Raw genomic sequence first — 14,547 nt, 5'->3', positions numbered from 1 at the left:
GCCGCACGCGCGGTCACGGCATGAATGAATGGCTGGCGAACGTACGGGAGTTTGCGATGAAAATTCAATGGAGCTGGAAATGGGTCGCGACACTCTGCCTGTGCGCGTTCGCGTCGCTCGCCGCGGCTCAACAGCCGGGCGCGCCGCTCGTCTACGTGACGGACTTCGAACTCGACGCGGCCAACGTCAAGCAGGATTCGAATCCTGTGGAGAATGCGCGCGAGCGCATGGGCGGCTTGCTGCCGAGACCACTGCTGCGCCACCGCGACCCGCAGCAGCAGGCCGATCAGGTCGTCGGGAAACTGGCCGATGCGCTGGTGAGCGACCTGCGCGCGAAGGGCCTCGACGCGCGCCGCCTGCCCGGCGGCGGGCCGCTACCCGCGCAGGGGTGGCTCGTGCGCGGCGTATTCCTGAGCGTGGACGAAGGCAACAGTCTGCGGCGTGCAGTGGTGGGTTTCGGTTCCGGCGCGAGCCAGATCGAACTGGCGGTGGCCGTGGACAACCTCGCCGCCCAGGCGCCGCAGCCGCTTTATCAGGTGATCGACAGCGAGTCGAGCCACGCGAAGCCGGGCGCCGGCGCGGCCATCGCGCTCAATCCCTATGTGGCGGCGGCCAAATTCGTGCTGGCGCGCGCCGACGACCGCAAGAACGTGGACCGCGCGGCGGCCGAAGTGGCCGACTCGGTTGCGGCGCGCGTGAAAGCGGCGCCGCAATGACGCTCGGGCGCGTTAGCCGCGCGGCGGAATGTTGAGCCCGCGCGCGACCGCCGGCCGCGCGACGAATGCGTCGAGCACGCGCGCGACGTTTTTGAAATCGGCGTAACCCACAAGATCACCGGCGTCGTAGAAGCCAACAAGGTTGCGCACCCAACCAAACGTGGCAATGTCGGCAATCGTGTACTCGTCGCCCATGATCCACTTGCGCCCCTCGAGGCGCTGGTCGAGTACGGCGAGCAGGCGCCGCGACTCGGCGATGTAGCGGTCGCGCGGACGCTTGTCCTCGTACTCCTTGCCCGCGAACTTGTGGAAGAAGCCCACCTGGCCGAACATCGGCCCAATGCCGCCCATCTGGAACATCACCCACTGGATCGTTTCGTAGCGCGCCGCGCCTTCGCGGGCGAGGAAGCGGCCGCACTTGTCGGCGAGATAGATGAGGATCGCGCCCGATTCGAACAGCGCGAGCGGCGCGCCGTCTGGGCCGTTCGGATCGAGGATCGCGGGAATCTTGTTGTTGGGGTTCAGCGAAAGGAATTCCGGCGACATCTGGTCGTTCGCGTCGAAGCGCACCAGATGCGGCTCATAAGGCAGGCCGCTTTCCTCCAGCATAATCGAGACCTTGACGCCATTGGGCGTGGGCAGCGAATAGAGCTGGAGGCGGTCGGGGTGAAGCGCTGGCCACTTGCGGGTGATGGGAAATGCGGAGAGGTCGTTCATGCGCGGTCCTTGAAGTCCTGCAGCGGCGGGCGCGGGCCCTGAAAGGCGCGCCACGGCCTGCCAGGGAAGCGGGAGTGGAGTCAGGCCGCCAAGTTTAGTGGAAATGGCGCGCGCCGTGTTTTCGCCCCCAAGGCGCGGCGTGGCGCTCAGGGATTGGCGGGCATGGATTGCGCAAGGCTCATCAGATTGAGCGGCGCGACGCGAATGAGGCCGCCGCGCGGGCTGTCGATATCGGCGATGAGCGTGAGCGAAAGCGTCACCGTGATGGGCAGGACGAGCAGCAGCACGCGCCGGCCGACCTGACCATGCGCGCCGTAGCCCTGCATCAGGTTGCTGAAGACGGCGATCAAGATCGTCAGCGTCCACGCGGCGACGGGAATGCGATTGATCCACGCGGCCTGCGTGTAGCCCTGCGAGTTGATGACGTCGTTCATGCCGGCGACCACGAGCGCCATCACCGGATTCGGCTGCGCCTTCGCGGCGTCGCGCACGGTCGCCCAGAGCTGCGTCTGAAGCTCGGCGGTGTTGCGGTTGATCTCATCGAGTCCGGCCGCGTCGTGCACGACATAGAACCGGATGCGCGCCTGGAGGTAGCGCGCGAGCAGCGCCTGGGTCCTGGCAGCCGCCTCACCGCCAAGCAGCTCGGCGCGCAGGTACGCCGTGCCGATCGCGTTGGCTTCCTCCTCCTCCAGGTTCTTGCGCTGGTCGTAGCGGCTCACGGCCATCGAAAGCGTGAAGCCGATCAGGAGCGCGAGCAGCGTGAGCGTCGCGCCCTGCACGATCTTGTAGTTCTCGCGGGCTTCCTCGGCGAGCGGGAAGTATCGGTGCAGCACGCTCGTGCCTAGCCAGGCGACGAGCGGCAGGACCACGATCAGCACGACGAGCAGAAGCGCAGGGCGCTGGAGGATGAGCGGCGTCATGGAGTCTCCGCGAAAAGCGTGAGAGGGACGAAGGCGCTGCAATGCCAATCGGCGTCGCCCGCGCGAGGCGCGGCGGCGCCGGTTCCACGACCGTTGCGCACGGCGGCGCGGGCCGCCGGCGGCGCTTCAGCGCACCGTGCGCTGCGGCCACATCGTGCGGCCCCAGAACGTCAGCGAGCGGTCCCACGCGAGCTGTGCCCAGACCGGGTCGTACTGCGTGATGGGGATGCGGTTCGGGCCCACGGCGGTCTCGTTCGCAAACGCGTGATGGGCGAGATAGCGATGGAATTCGACGTCGACGTTCGCGCCCTTGAGCTTCGTTTCGAGCTCCGCCACGGTTTCGATGCTGAACGCCTGGTCCTGGGTCGCGAAGTGGCCGAGGATGGGCGCCGTGATCTTGCTCGCGTCGATGTATTCGAGCGGCGGGAAGCCGTACCACACCACGGCGCTCGCCAGGCCCGGCACCATGGTGGCCGCGAGCAGCGTGAGCGCGCCGCCCATGCAGTAACCCGTCACGCCCACGCGGTCCGTGAGCGTCTTCAGGTAAGTGACGGCGCCGTACACGTCCTGCGAAGCGGCGTCCGCGAAGTCGAGGCCCGTCATCAGATGGTGGGCCTCTTCCTGTTCGACGGTGCTCTTGCCGCGATAGAGGTCGGGCACGAGCGCGAGGTAGCCCGCCTGCGCGAGCCGGTCGGCCACGCCGCGGATCTGGTCGTTCAAGCCCCACCACTCCTGGATCACGACGATGGCGGGTGCGCCTTCGGTCTTTTCCGGTTTGGCGAGATAACCCTGGAGCGACTGGCCATCAGGGCGGGTGAAGGAAATCATGGAGCCGGCGGACTGTTTCATTTGGGGCAACCCTCGGTGAGTCGGTTGAACGAAAGACGCAAGCATAGCGCTTGCGTGCGGGATTTGCGTGTAAGCGCCTGACCGGCTCATTCGCCGATCAAGTGCAGCACGATGTCGCGCGTGTGCGCCGCGCGGCGATGCTCGAACACATAGATGCCCTGCCACGTGCCCAGCACGGGATTGCCGTGCTCGACCGGGATGCAGAGTTGCGTGTGCGTGAGCGCCGCGCGCAGATGCGCGGGCATGTCGTCGGGGCCTTCGGTGTCGTGCTCATAGCGCTGCGGATCTTCGGGCGCGAGCTGTTCGAAGTAACGTTCGAGATCGCGGCGCACCGAAGGATCCGCGTTTTCCTGGATCACGAGCGATGCCGACGTGTGGCGGCAAAAGAGGGTGAGCAAGCCGGTGGCGACGCGCTGTTCGCGCACGAACGCGCGCACCTCATGGCTGATTTCGACGAGCCCGCGCGTGCGCGTGCTCACCGGCAGATGATGGATGGCCTGGCGCATGATCGGTATTCTCCTGACGGGCGGCGGCGCATGGCTCGTGAGCCGTCGCGGCGATTCGAGCTTTCAAGCATAGCGCAGGCGCGCTGGGCGCGCAGACCGCTCCCGCAGCCGGCGCGCGATGCTGGTACGATGTCGGCCTGGCCGGCTACTGCCCGGCCCGACCGCACACGAAGGAGAAAACCGCTTGAACCTCACCCGCTTCGCTAAAGCCCGCCACGCCACCAAGGCGTTCGATCCCGCCCGCAAGATTCCCGCCGCTGTGATCGACGAACTCAAGGAGCTGATCCGCTTCAGCCCTTCCTCGGTGAACTCGCAGCCGTGGCATTTCGTGCTGGCCGCAAGCGATGCGGCGCGTGCGCGTATCGCCAAGGGAATGGAAGGTTTCGCGTACAACGAACCGAAGGTTTCGCGTGCCTCGCACGTGATGGTGCTGTGCGTGCGCACCGACATGGACGAAGCGCACCTCGCCCAGGTGCTCGCGCAGGAAGAAGCGGACGGCCGCTTCGCCAATGCCGAGGCGAAGGCCGGTCAGGAAAAGACGCGCTCGTTCTACGTGAACCTGCATCGCGAGCGCAACGACCTGCCGGCGTGGATGGAGAAGCAGGCGTATCTCGCGCTCGGCACGCTGCTGATCGGCGCATCGACGCTCGAAATCGACGCCTGCCCGATGGAAGGCTTCGACGCGAAAGCGCTCGACGAGGAACTGGGCCTGCGCGAGCAGGGCCTCACCGCGCTCGTGGTGGTCGGTCTCGGCTACCGCAGCGCCGACGACTTCAACGCGAAGCTGCCGAAGTCGCGTTTGTCCGCGGCTTCGGTCTTCACCGATCTCGGTTGATACGCGAAGGTTTTCGCCGCGCTCGCAGCAGGCGCGGCGATTGACGCGGCCCGAAGCCACGCGGGCGCCGCATCAGGAGCATTCGTCCATGCAGGGTATCAAGCGCCGGATCGTGTACGTCACGCTGTTCGAAGGCATCGCGATCCTGATTACCGGTACGAGCTTCGCCTCGCTCTCGGGCAGCGGCATGGACCGCGCGGGCGCGGCGGCGGTGTTTTCGTCGCTGATCGCGGTGGGCTGGAACTTCGTCTTCAACCTGCTGTTCGAGCGCTGGGAAGCGCGCCAGACAAAACGCGGCCGCAGTGTCGCGCGCCGCATCGCCCATGCGGCCGGCTTCGAGGGCGGCCTCGTGGTGTTCCTCGTGCCGATGATCGCGCTCACGCTGCACGTGTCGCTGATCGAGGCGTTCGCGATGGATATCGGCCTCTCGATGTTCTTTCTTGTCTACAACTACGTCTACAACCTGATCTTCGACGCCGTATTCGGCCTGCCGGCTTCCGCCATGCCGGTGACGAGCGCTTCGGAATCACAGCCGCGCACGTAGTGCGGGCGCTTTCGACCAGGGGCTGAGGTCAGGGGCCCACGGCGGCGCCCTGCGTCCTGCTCGCTTCCACGTTCGCCGGACTGCCCGCGCCCGCGTCCGCCGCCGCGGCGCCGGAAGCCGGCATCACCGCACGCGCGGGATGCTGCGCATCGTGCAACTGCCCGGACCAGCCGCCTCCCAGGTCGCCGATCAATGAAGCCGTGTCGAGCAGCCGCTGCTGATGCACGTTCAGCGCGCTCTGCTGATTGGTCACCTGTGTAGCCAGCGCCGTGGCGACCGTCGTGTAGTCCACGGTGCCCGCCTCGTATTCGTTTTGCGCGATCTGCGCGCCGCGTATGGCGTCGCGTACGGCCGCGTCGAGCACTTCGGCCTGCTGCGCGAGGATGCGCAGCCCCGAGAGATCGTTCTCGACACCCTGGAACGCCGTCAGCACCGTGCCGCGATAGTTCGCCACTGCCGCGTCGTAGCTCGCGCGCGCGGCCGCGACCTGGCCGCTGCGCTGGCCGCCGTCGAAGATCGTCTGGGTCGCGCTCGCGCCGAGCGACCACACATAGTTGCTCATGTGCAGCAGGCCCGAAAGCGGCGACTGCGTGAAGCCGTCGAGCGCGGTGAGCGAGATCGACGGATAGTATGCGGCCACGGCCACGCCGATCGCCGCATTGGCCGACGCCATCTGGCGTTCGGCGATCGCAATGTCGGGCCGCCGCTGCAGCAGCGTGGAGGGCACGCCGGCGGGAATGGCGGGCAGTGCGGGAAGCTGCGTGCTGTGCGGGACATCGACCTCTTCGGGGTTGCGGCCCACGAGCACCGCAATGGCATGCTCGTATTGCGCGCGCGCCACGCCCAGCGCGATCAGGCTCGCGCGCGCCGATTCGAGCTGCGTGCGCGCGGATATCAGATCGGATGGCGGCACGGTGCCCGCCTGGTCCTGGTTGGCCACCACGCGCAGGAAGTCCGTGTACGCCTGCACTGTATGCGTGAGCAGGTCGATATCGGCATCGGTGATGCGCAGATCGATCACGGCGTTCGCCAGTGCGATTTGTTCGGACAGCGTAGCGTTCGCCAGCGTCGCCTCACTCGCCTGGGCCGTGGCCGACTGTTCCTCGATCTGGCGGCGCACCTGACCCCAGAGGTCGATATCCCAGCTCGCGTTCGCTTCGAGCGTGCCGCCGTTGACGATGCGCGCGCCGCTCGGCGTGGATGTGATGCTGCTCACGCTGCTGAGCGTGCCGGTGGAGGAACGCTCGCGCGCGAGCGAGCCGGTGACGCCGATGACCGGAAAGAGGCTCGCGCGCGCGACGCGCACTTCGGCGAGCGCTTGCTGGTAGTTCGCGTAGCTCTGCCGCACGGTCTGGTTCGAGACCTGGACGAGCGGTTCCAGTTCGTCGAGCAGCGGGTCCTGGAAGGCGGTCCACCAGTCGCCCTTGGGTCCCTGGGCGGCTTCGGGTTCGGCCTGGGTCCAGCCGGGCAGTTCTTTCCACGTGGCGGGCACGGCGACCTGCGCACGGTGGTAGTCCGGCCCGACCATGCAGCCCGCGAGCAGCAGCGCAGCGGTGAAGGGGGTAAGCGGCAACGCGGACGGCAGCGTGCGCGCGGCAGCGCTTGCGGCGGCGGAGATCAGCATTCGCATGAGCGAGGGATTAGGGCGAGTCTTCATCATGATGCGCTCTCATCGGCCTGGCGATTCCACGGCAGGCGCGCGGCCCAGCGCGCGAGGCGTGCGCGCAGGCGGTCGAGGAACAGGTAAATCACCGGCGTGGTGTACAGGGTAAAGACCTGGCTCAGGAGCAGGCCGCCCATGACCGTCACGCCGAGCGGCTGGCGCAGCGAAGCGCCCTGGCCGATGCCGATGGCGAGCGGCAGCGCGCCGAGCACGGCCGCGAAGGTCGTCATCATGATCGGGCGCAGGCGCACCACGGCGGCTTCGTGAATCGCGCGGCGCGCCTCCATGCCGTCGTTGCGCTGCAACTGGATGGCGACGTCGACCATCATGATGCCGTTCTTCTTCACGATGCCAATGAGCAGAATGATGCCGATCATCGCGATCACCGAGAACGGCGTGCCGAAGATCAGCATGGCGAGAATCGCGCCAATGCCGGCCGAAGGCAGCGTGGAGAGGATCGTGAGCGGGTGGATGGTGTTTTCGTACAGCACGCCCAGCACGATATAGACCACGGCGAGCGCAGCGAGAATGAGCAGCGGCACGACGCTCATGGACTGCGCGTAGGCCTGTGCCGCACCCGCGAACGCGCCGTGGATGGAGGCCGGCATGCCGATGTCGCGCTCGGCCTGCTCGATGATCTTGCCGGCCTCGGAAAGCGAGCCGCCCTTGGGCAGATTGAACGAAATCGTGCCTGCCACTTCGGTGCCCTGGTGATTGACCTGGGTGGCCGTGTGGCGCGTTTTCCAGTCCATGAGCGCCATGAGCGGCACCATGGTTTCGGCGGCCGTGCTGTCCGCGCTGCCGCTGGAGCTGCCGCCCTTGCTGTTCGCGATCGCGTTGTTCTGCTGGTTGGCCACTGCGTTCGCGTTGCGCTCGTTGGTGTTGCCGCTCGTTGCGCTGGCCGTGGTCACGGCCGTGAAAGGCGTGACGCCCGAGATGACGCTCGCGGGCATTTGCGTTTGCGCGGCGCCGCTGGCGTTGCCGGCCGCCGTGCTCAGCCAGATGTTCTGGAACGACTGCGGAAACTGCCAGTACTGCGGCGCCACTTCCATCACGACGAAGTACTGGTTGATCGCGTTGTAGATGGTCGAAACGGTGCGCTGGCCGAAGGCGTCGTAGAGCACGTTGTCGATCTGGTTCGGGTCGAACCCGTAGCGTTTGGCGGTCGTGCGCTGTACCGTCATGTAGGCCTCCAGACCGTTTTGCTGCAGGTCCGAGTTCACATCCGACATCTGGCCGCGGTGCTTGTTCAGCTCGTCCACGAGGCGTGGCACCCAGGTGAAGAGGGCGTCGGCGTCGTCGCTCGTGAGCGTGTACTGATACTCGGCCGCCGACTGCCGCCCGCCGATCTGCAGATCCTGCTGGGCCTGCATGAAAAGGCGTGCGCCCGAAACGGCATTGAGCCTGGGACGCAAGCGGTTCACGACCTCGGTGGCCGAAAGACGGCGCTCGGCGATCGGCTTCAGTTCGACGAACACGGTGGCCGAATTGAGCGCCCGGCCGCCCGTGAAGCCCGCTACCGACTGCACGGCCGGATCGGCCTTCACGATGGCCTGCAGCTGCGCGAGCTTCTTTTCCATCGCGGTGAACGAAATGCTCTGGTCCGCGATGATCTGGCCGATCAGAATGCCGGTGTCCTGCTCGGGGAAGAACGTGCCGGAAAGCAGCCGCGCGAGAAACACATTGCCCACCAGCAGCGCGAACAGGATGAAGATCGTGAGCCGCGCGTGATCGAGCGCGACGTCGAGCGTGCGCGAGTAGAACTGCTTGAAGCGCTCGAACTGCGCATCGATCCATACGGCCGCGCGCGAAGGCTTGCGGTGCAGCGCCTCGCGCTTGAGCACATAGGCGCACATGGTGGGCGTGACGGTGAGCGAGATCACGAGCGAGATGAGGATCGCGATGGAGAGCGTCATCGCGAACTCGTGAAAGAGCAGGCCGACGATGCCCGGCATGAGCAGAATGGGCAGGAACACGGCGATGAGCGAAAGGCTCATGGAAAGCACCGTAAAGCCCACTTCGCCCGCGCCTTTGAGCGCCGCTTCCTTCGGGTCCATGCCCGCCTCGAGGTGGCGCACGATGTTCTCCAGCACCACCACGGCGTCGTCCACCACGAAGCCCGTGCCGATGGTGAGCGCCATGAGCGAGAGATTGTCGATGCTGTAGCCGAGCAGGTACATCGGCCCGAACGTGCCCACGATGGAAAGCGGCAGCGCCACGGCGGGGATGAGCGTGGCGCGCGGCGAGAGCAGGAACACGAACACCACGCCGATCACGAGCAGCACGGCGATGAAGAGCGTGCGTTCGGTGTCGGCCACGGAAGCGCGCACGGACTCGGAGCGGTCGATCGCCACGTCCACCTTGATCGTGGCAGGCAGCGCGGCCTCGATGGAGGGCAGGCGCGCGCGGATCTGCTGCACCGTCTTCACGACGTTGCTGCCGGGCATCGGGTAGACGATCACGAGCACGGACGACTTGCCGTTGTAGAGGCCCGCGTTGCGGATGTTTTCGTTGGAGTCGATGACGGAAGCCACGTCGCGCAGGAACACGGGCGCGCCGTTGCGATAGGCGATCACCACGTCGCGAAACGGCGCGGCCTTGCTGATCTGGTCGTTCGAAATCACCGTGTAGCGCTGGTCGCCCTGGTCGATATGGCCTTTCGCGCTGTTGGCGTTGGCCGCGCCAATCGAAGCGCGCACGTCTTCGAGGCCGATCCCGTAGCTATTGAGCTTGCCCGGCTCCAGCTCCACGCGCACCGAGGGCAGCGCGCCGCCGCCCAGCGTGATCTGGCCCACGCCGTCCACCTGCGAGAGCTGCTGCTGGATGACCGAATCGGCGGAATCGTAGAGCTGCGCCTTCGTGAGCGTGTCCGAGGTGAGCGCGAGCACCATGATCGGCGCACTCGCGGGGTTGTACTGGCGGTACGTCGGGTTGCTGCGCAGCGTCGTGGGCAGGTCGGCGCGCGCGGCCTGGATGGCCGCTTCCACGTCGCGCGCCGCGCCGTTGATGTCGCGGTTCAGGCCGAACACGACCACGATGAGCGCGGTGCCGGTGTTGCTGATCGACGTGAGCTGGCTCACGTCCGCGATGGTGCCGAGGCGGCGCTCGAGCGGCTCGGCCACGGTGGACGCCATGATGTCCGGGCTCGCGCCCGCCATGTTGGCCTGCACCACGATCACCGGGTAGGCGATGTTGGGCAGCGGCGCGACCGGCAGCCGGAAAAAGGCGAGCATCCCCGAAATGAGGATCGCGATCGCGAGGAGTGAGGTCGCGACCGGCCGCCGGATGAAAAGCGCCGAGGGGTTCACGGCGTGCCCTCGGGCGCGGGTGGGGCGCCGTTGCCGGTACCGCCGTCCGTGTCGCCGCCCGCGCGGCTTTCAGGCTTGCGCTTGCGGCCGAAGCGTTCGGCCAGCCGGTCGAAGAACAGATAGATCACGGGCGTCGTGAAGAGCGTGAGCATCTGCGAAAGCGTGAGCCCGCCGATGATCGCAAGACCCAGCGGGCGGCGCAGCTCCGAACCCGTGCCGCTGCCGAGCAGCATGGGCAGCGCGCCGAGCATGGCCGCGAGCGTGGTCATGAGAATCGGCCGGAAACGCAGCAGCGACGCCTCGAAAATCGCCTCGCGCGGCGGCTTGCCCTGCACGCGTTCGGCTTCGAGCGCGAAGTCCACCATCATGATGGCGTTCTTCTTGACGATGCCGATCAGGAGCACGATGCCGATGATGCCGATCACGTCCAGGTCCTTGCCCGCGATCATCAGCGCGAGCAGCGCGCCAATGCCGGCCGAGGGCAGTGTCGAAAGAATCGTGACCGGGTGCACGTAGCTTTCGTACAGCACGCCCAGCACGATATAGACGGCCACGAGCGCCGCGATCAGCAGATACCCCTCGCTGGAAAGCGAATCCTCGAACGCCTGCGCCGCGCCCTGGAACGACGAGGTGATCGAGGGCGGCAGGTTCGCGGCGGCTTCTGCCTTGCGCACGTCGCGCACGGCGGCGGAAAGCGACGCGCCATCGGCGAGATTGAACGAGATCGTGACCGAAGGGAACTGTGCGAGATGGCTGATCATGAGCGGCGAGCGCGTAATGCTGATCTTCGCAATGCCCTTGAGCGGCACCTGGCCTTCGCTGCTCGTCTGGCTCGGCAGATACAGGTCGCCGAGCGATTCGACCGTGGGCAGCGCCTCGGGCTTCGCCACGAGAATCACGCGGTACTGGTCCGACTGCTGGAAGATGGTCGAAACGATGCGCTGGCCCAGCGCATCGTAGAGCGCGTTGTCGATGGTCGCCGCCGTGATGCCGTAGCGCGCCGCGAGCTGGCGGTTCACTTCGACGTTCACGGAAAGGCCGTCCGTGTTGAGGTCGCTCGTGACGTCGCGGATCGACGCGATCTGCTTCATGCGCGCGATGAGCGCGGGCACGTACCGCTCGAACGCGTCCTGGCTCGGGCCGCGCAGCACGAAGTTGTACTGGTTGCGCGAGACCGTGGTGTCGAGCGTGAGGTCCTGCTCGGGCTGGATATAGAGGCGCACGCCCGCGACTTTCGCGACCGACTGCTGAATGCGCCGCCCGATTTCGTCGGCGGTTTCGGAGCGGTCGTCGTGCGGCTTCAGGTTGATGAGGAAGCGCCCGTTGTTGAGCGTGTTGTTGATGCCGTCGATGCCCACGTACGAGGTGAGCGAAACGACATCGGGGTCCTTGAGGATTTCCTCGGCCAGCGCGGACTGGCGCCGCACCATCGCCTGGTAGGAGATGGAGTTGTCGGCCACGCTGATGCCTTGCAGCACGCCCACGTCCTGCACCGGGAACAGGCCCTTCGGAATCACGACGTAAAGCAGCCCGGTGAGCACCACCGTCACGAGGAACACGACGAGCGTGAGCGTCTGGTGATCGAGCACCCAGCGCAGGCCGCGCTCGTAGGCGTTCAGCGTCCGGTTGAAAAGCCCTTCGCTGATGCGCTCGAAGCGGCTGGGGTGGCGCTCGGCCTGAGCGCGCAGGATGCGCGCGCACATCATCGGCACGACGGTGAGCGAGACCACGGCCGACAGCACGATGGTCACCGCGAGCGTGACGGCGAATTCGCTGAAGAGCCGCCCGATCACGCCGCCCATGAAGAGCAGCGGAATCAGCACGGCGATGAGCGAGATCGTCAGCGAAAGAATCGTGAAGCCGATCTGGCCTGCGCCTTTTAACGCCGCCTGCAAAGGTTTGTCGCCTTCCTCGAGGTAGCGCACGATGTTTTCGATCATCACGATCGAGTCGTCCACCACGAAGCCGGTGGCGATGATGAGCGCCATGAGCGAGAGGTTGTCGATCGAGTAGCCCAGCTCATACATGATCGCGAGCGTGCCGATCAGCGAGACCGGCACCGAGATGCTCGGAATGATGGTCGCGGGCAGATTGCGCAGGAACACGAAGATCACGGCCACCACGAGCGCCACGGCGAGCACGAGTTCGAAGGCCGCGTCGCTTACCGAAGCGCGGATCACGCCCACGCTGTTCGACACCACCGTGACCTGCATGCCCGCGGGCAGCGCCGCTTCGAGCTGCGGCAACTGCCGCATGATCTGGTTGACGGTGGCGATCACGTTCGCGCCCGGCTGGCGCTGCACGTTCAGCACGATGGCGGGCGTCTTGTTGTACCAGGCGCCGCGCTCCACGTCCTGCGCGGCCGTGGACACGCGCGCCACGTCGCGCATGAACACGGGCGAGCCGTTCTGATAGGCGATGACGGTGTCTTCGTAGTCCTTCGGGTCCGAGATCTGGTCGTTCGAATTGATCGTGTAGTTCAGCTCGGGGCCGTCGAAGTTGCCCTTCGGGTTGCTCACGTTGACGTTGGCGAGCAGCGTGCGCAGGTCGTCGAGATTCAGGCCGTAGGCGGCGAGCTTGTGCGGGTCGGCTTCGACGCGCACGGCGGGCACGTTGCCGCCCGCCGTGGTGACGAGACCCACGCCCGGCACTTCGGAGATCTTCGTGGCGAGGCGATTGTTGGCCGCGTCCTGCAACTGCGTGAGCGACATCGACTTCGACGTGACCGCGAGCGTGAGGATGGGCTGGTCGGCCGGGTTCACCTTGGCATAGGTCGGCGGCGCGGGCAGGCCGCTCGGCAGGAAGCTGTTGGCCGCGTTGATGGCCTGCTGCACGTTCTGCTCGGCTACGTCGAGGCTCAGCGAAAGGTCGAACTGCAGCGTGATGACCGAGGCGCCCTCGGAGCTGTACGAGATCATCTGCTGCAGGCCGGGGATTTCGCCGAGCTGCACTTCGAGCGGCGCCGTGACGGTGGTCGCCATCACGTTCGGGCTCGCGCCCGGATAAAAGGTCTGCACCTGGATGGTGGGATAGTCCACCGCGGGCAACGAGGAAACCGGCAGGAACTTCATCGCGACGAGGCCGATCAGCACCATCGCGATCATCAGGAGCGAAGTCGCGACCGGCCGCAGGATGAAGAGACGCGAAATATTCATCGGCGCTGGGTCCGGGGCTCAACCCGCTTGCGAGGCCGCGGCGCTCGCGTCGGAGGCGTTCGGCGCCGTGGCGCCGGGCTCGCTGGACGCGCCCGGGGCGCTGCCATGCTGCGGCGCGCTGGCGGCGCCCGCGTGCGTGGCGGGCCTCGGCCCCGCGGGCTGGATCTTCGCGCCGTCGTTGAGGCGGTCGAGTCCGTCGGTCACGACATGCTGGCCCTGCTGCAAGCCCGCGGAGATCACCGTGTAGCGGCCATCGCTCGGGCCGAGCGTGACCTTGTGGACCGACACGGTGTTGTCGGCGTTCACGAGGTACACGTAGTCGCCGGGCGCGCCGGTCTGCACGGCGGGCGTCGGCACGAGCACGGCGTTCTGCAGCGTGTCGACGAGCAGCCTCACGTTGACGAACTCGTTGGGAAAGAGCGCCTCGTCGTCGTTGGGCACGCTCGCGCGCAGCGTGACCGTGCCGGTGGCCGTGGCCATCTGGTTGCTGAGCGCGAAGAGCGTGCCGGTGGCGATCTGGCGGGTGTTGTCGCTGCTGAAGACGGTGACCGGCAGCTTTGCACCGGCGTTGACGCGCTCCAGCACGCTGCCGAGCGAGGTTTGCGGGATCGCGAACTGGACGGTGGTGGGCTTGATCGTCGTGATGACGGCAATGCCCGTGGAACTGGACGACGTCACGTAGTTGCCCGGATCGACGAGGCGCAGGCCCACGCGTCCCGAGACCGGCGCGGTGATGCGGCAGTAGATGAGGTCGAGTTCGAACAGTCTGACGTTGGCCATATCGGCCTTCACGGCGGCCTCGTTCTGCATCACGAGAAACTTCTGGTCGGTGAAGGTCTGCTCGGCGATGGACCTTTGTTCGTGCAGTTGGGTAAAGCGCACGAGGTCGGCGCGCGACTGGGCGAGCAGCGCCTCGTCTTTCGCGAGTTGCGCCTGCGCCTGCTCCTTGCTGATCTCGTACTGGCGCGGGTCGATCTGGGCGAGGAACTGACCCTTCACGACATCCTGGCCTTCCTTGTAGCCCACCTCGGTGAGGTAGCCGCTGATTTGCGGCAGAACCGTGACAGTCGCGAGCGGGGTGACCGTGCCGAGCGCGTTGAGCGTCACGGGCATGGGCCCGAGCGTGGCGGCGGCCACCGTGACGACCTGCGGCGCCGCGCCGTGCTCCGTCTTCTTGTTGCGCATGATGTGCACGATCACGAGCACGATCAGCGCGATCACGACAATGGCGAGAATGATCGGCCCGAGCCGGCGGCGCCTGGGCGCCTGCGGGGGCGGAGCGGGCGGCGGCGGGGGCTGGGGCGCGGGTTGCGTCTGCGGGACGTCGCTCATGC

Annotated in this window: 11 protein-coding genes; 3 read left to right on the top strand and 8 right to left on the bottom strand. The window is 66.7% G+C overall.

The window, feature by feature from the left end; genetic code table 11:
- The first annotated feature begins 56 nt into the window (after positions 1–56).
- Positions 57–716 (top strand): DUF4410 domain-containing protein, encoded by a 660-nt coding sequence (locus BHE01S_RS22400; protein ID WP_042267985.1) that lies wholly within the window; start codon positions 57–59, stop codon positions 714–716.
- A 12-nt stretch (positions 717–728) separates the two neighbouring features.
- Here BHE01S_RS22400 and BHE01S_RS22395 read toward each other — a convergent pair whose 3' ends face one another.
- The 4 genes from BHE01S_RS22395 to BHE01S_RS22380 all read right to left on the bottom strand — a co-directional run bounded on the left by BHE01S_RS22395 (position 729) and on the right by BHE01S_RS22380 (position 3,708).
- Positions 729–1,433, bottom strand: coding sequence for a glutathione S-transferase N-terminal domain-containing protein (locus tag BHE01S_RS22395; RefSeq protein WP_042267805.1), 705 nt, complete (start codon positions 1,431–1,433; stop codon positions 729–731).
- A 146-nt stretch (positions 1,434–1,579) separates the two neighbouring features.
- Positions 1,580–2,353: a bestrophin-like domain gene (locus BHE01S_RS22390; protein ID WP_042267804.1), complete on the bottom strand. Its 774-nt coding sequence runs from the start codon at positions 2,351–2,353 to the stop codon at positions 1,580–1,582.
- Positions 2,354–2,479: 126 nt separating this feature from the next.
- A complete protein-coding gene (locus BHE01S_RS22385) occupies positions 2,480–3,202 on the bottom strand; it encodes a dienelactone hydrolase family protein (protein WP_042267802.1) in 723 nt (240 codons plus the stop codon).
- A gap of 86 nt (positions 3,203–3,288) precedes the next feature.
- Positions 3,289–3,708 (bottom strand): secondary thiamine-phosphate synthase enzyme YjbQ, encoded by a 420-nt coding sequence (locus tag BHE01S_RS22380; RefSeq protein WP_042267800.1) that lies wholly within the window; start codon positions 3,706–3,708, stop codon positions 3,289–3,291.
- Positions 3,709–3,892: 184 nt separating this feature from the next.
- Here BHE01S_RS22380 and BHE01S_RS22375 point away from each other — a divergent pair, with 184 nt between their 5' ends.
- Together BHE01S_RS22375 and BHE01S_RS22370 are read left to right on the top strand one after the other, a co-directional pair.
- On the top strand, positions 3,893–4,543 hold the full coding sequence (locus BHE01S_RS22375; protein WP_042267797.1) for an oxygen-insensitive NAD(P)H-dependent nitroreductase NfsB: 651 nt from the start codon (positions 3,893–3,895) through the stop codon (positions 4,541–4,543).
- Positions 4,544–4,631: 88 nt separating this feature from the next.
- Complete coding sequence (locus BHE01S_RS22370) at positions 4,632–5,087, top strand: PACE efflux transporter (RefSeq protein WP_042267983.1); 456 nt, start codon at positions 4,632–4,634, stop codon at positions 5,085–5,087.
- Between the two features lie 28 nt (positions 5,088–5,115).
- Here the strand turns inward: BHE01S_RS22370 and BHE01S_RS22365 are convergent, their stop codons facing one another.
- Genes BHE01S_RS22365 through BHE01S_RS22350 form a run of 4 tightly spaced genes read right to left on the bottom strand, consistent with a single transcriptional unit; the run spans position 5,116 to position 14,545 of the window.
- Positions 5,116–6,747 (bottom strand): efflux transporter outer membrane subunit, encoded by a 1,632-nt coding sequence (locus BHE01S_RS22365; protein WP_281177767.1) that lies wholly within the window; start codon positions 6,745–6,747, stop codon positions 5,116–5,118.
- A complete protein-coding gene (locus BHE01S_RS22360) occupies positions 6,744–10,058 on the bottom strand; it encodes an efflux RND transporter permease subunit (protein ID WP_042267795.1) in 3,315 nt (1,104 codons plus the stop codon). The genes BHE01S_RS22365 and BHE01S_RS22360 overlap by 4 nt, the downstream gene beginning before the upstream one ends.
- Complete coding sequence (locus BHE01S_RS22355; RefSeq protein ID WP_042267792.1) at positions 10,055–13,213, bottom strand: efflux RND transporter permease subunit; 3,159 nt, start codon at positions 13,211–13,213, stop codon at positions 10,055–10,057. Before BHE01S_RS22355 ends, BHE01S_RS22360 begins: the two co-directional genes overlap by 4 nt.
- 18 nt (positions 13,214–13,231) lie before the next feature.
- Entirely contained in the window at positions 13,232–14,545 is a 1,314-nt protein-coding gene (locus BHE01S_RS22350) for an efflux RND transporter periplasmic adaptor subunit (RefSeq protein WP_042267789.1), read from the bottom strand.
- Between the last annotated feature and the right edge of the window lie 2 nt (positions 14,546–14,547).

It is taken from the genome of Paraburkholderia heleia NBRC 101817 (assembly GCF_000739775.1).
Taxonomy (GTDB): domain Bacteria; phylum Pseudomonadota; class Gammaproteobacteria; order Burkholderiales; family Burkholderiaceae; genus Paraburkholderia; species Paraburkholderia heleia.
Note: the sequence above shows the minus strand (reverse complement) of the source record. Positions and strands in the feature narration are given on the sequence as shown.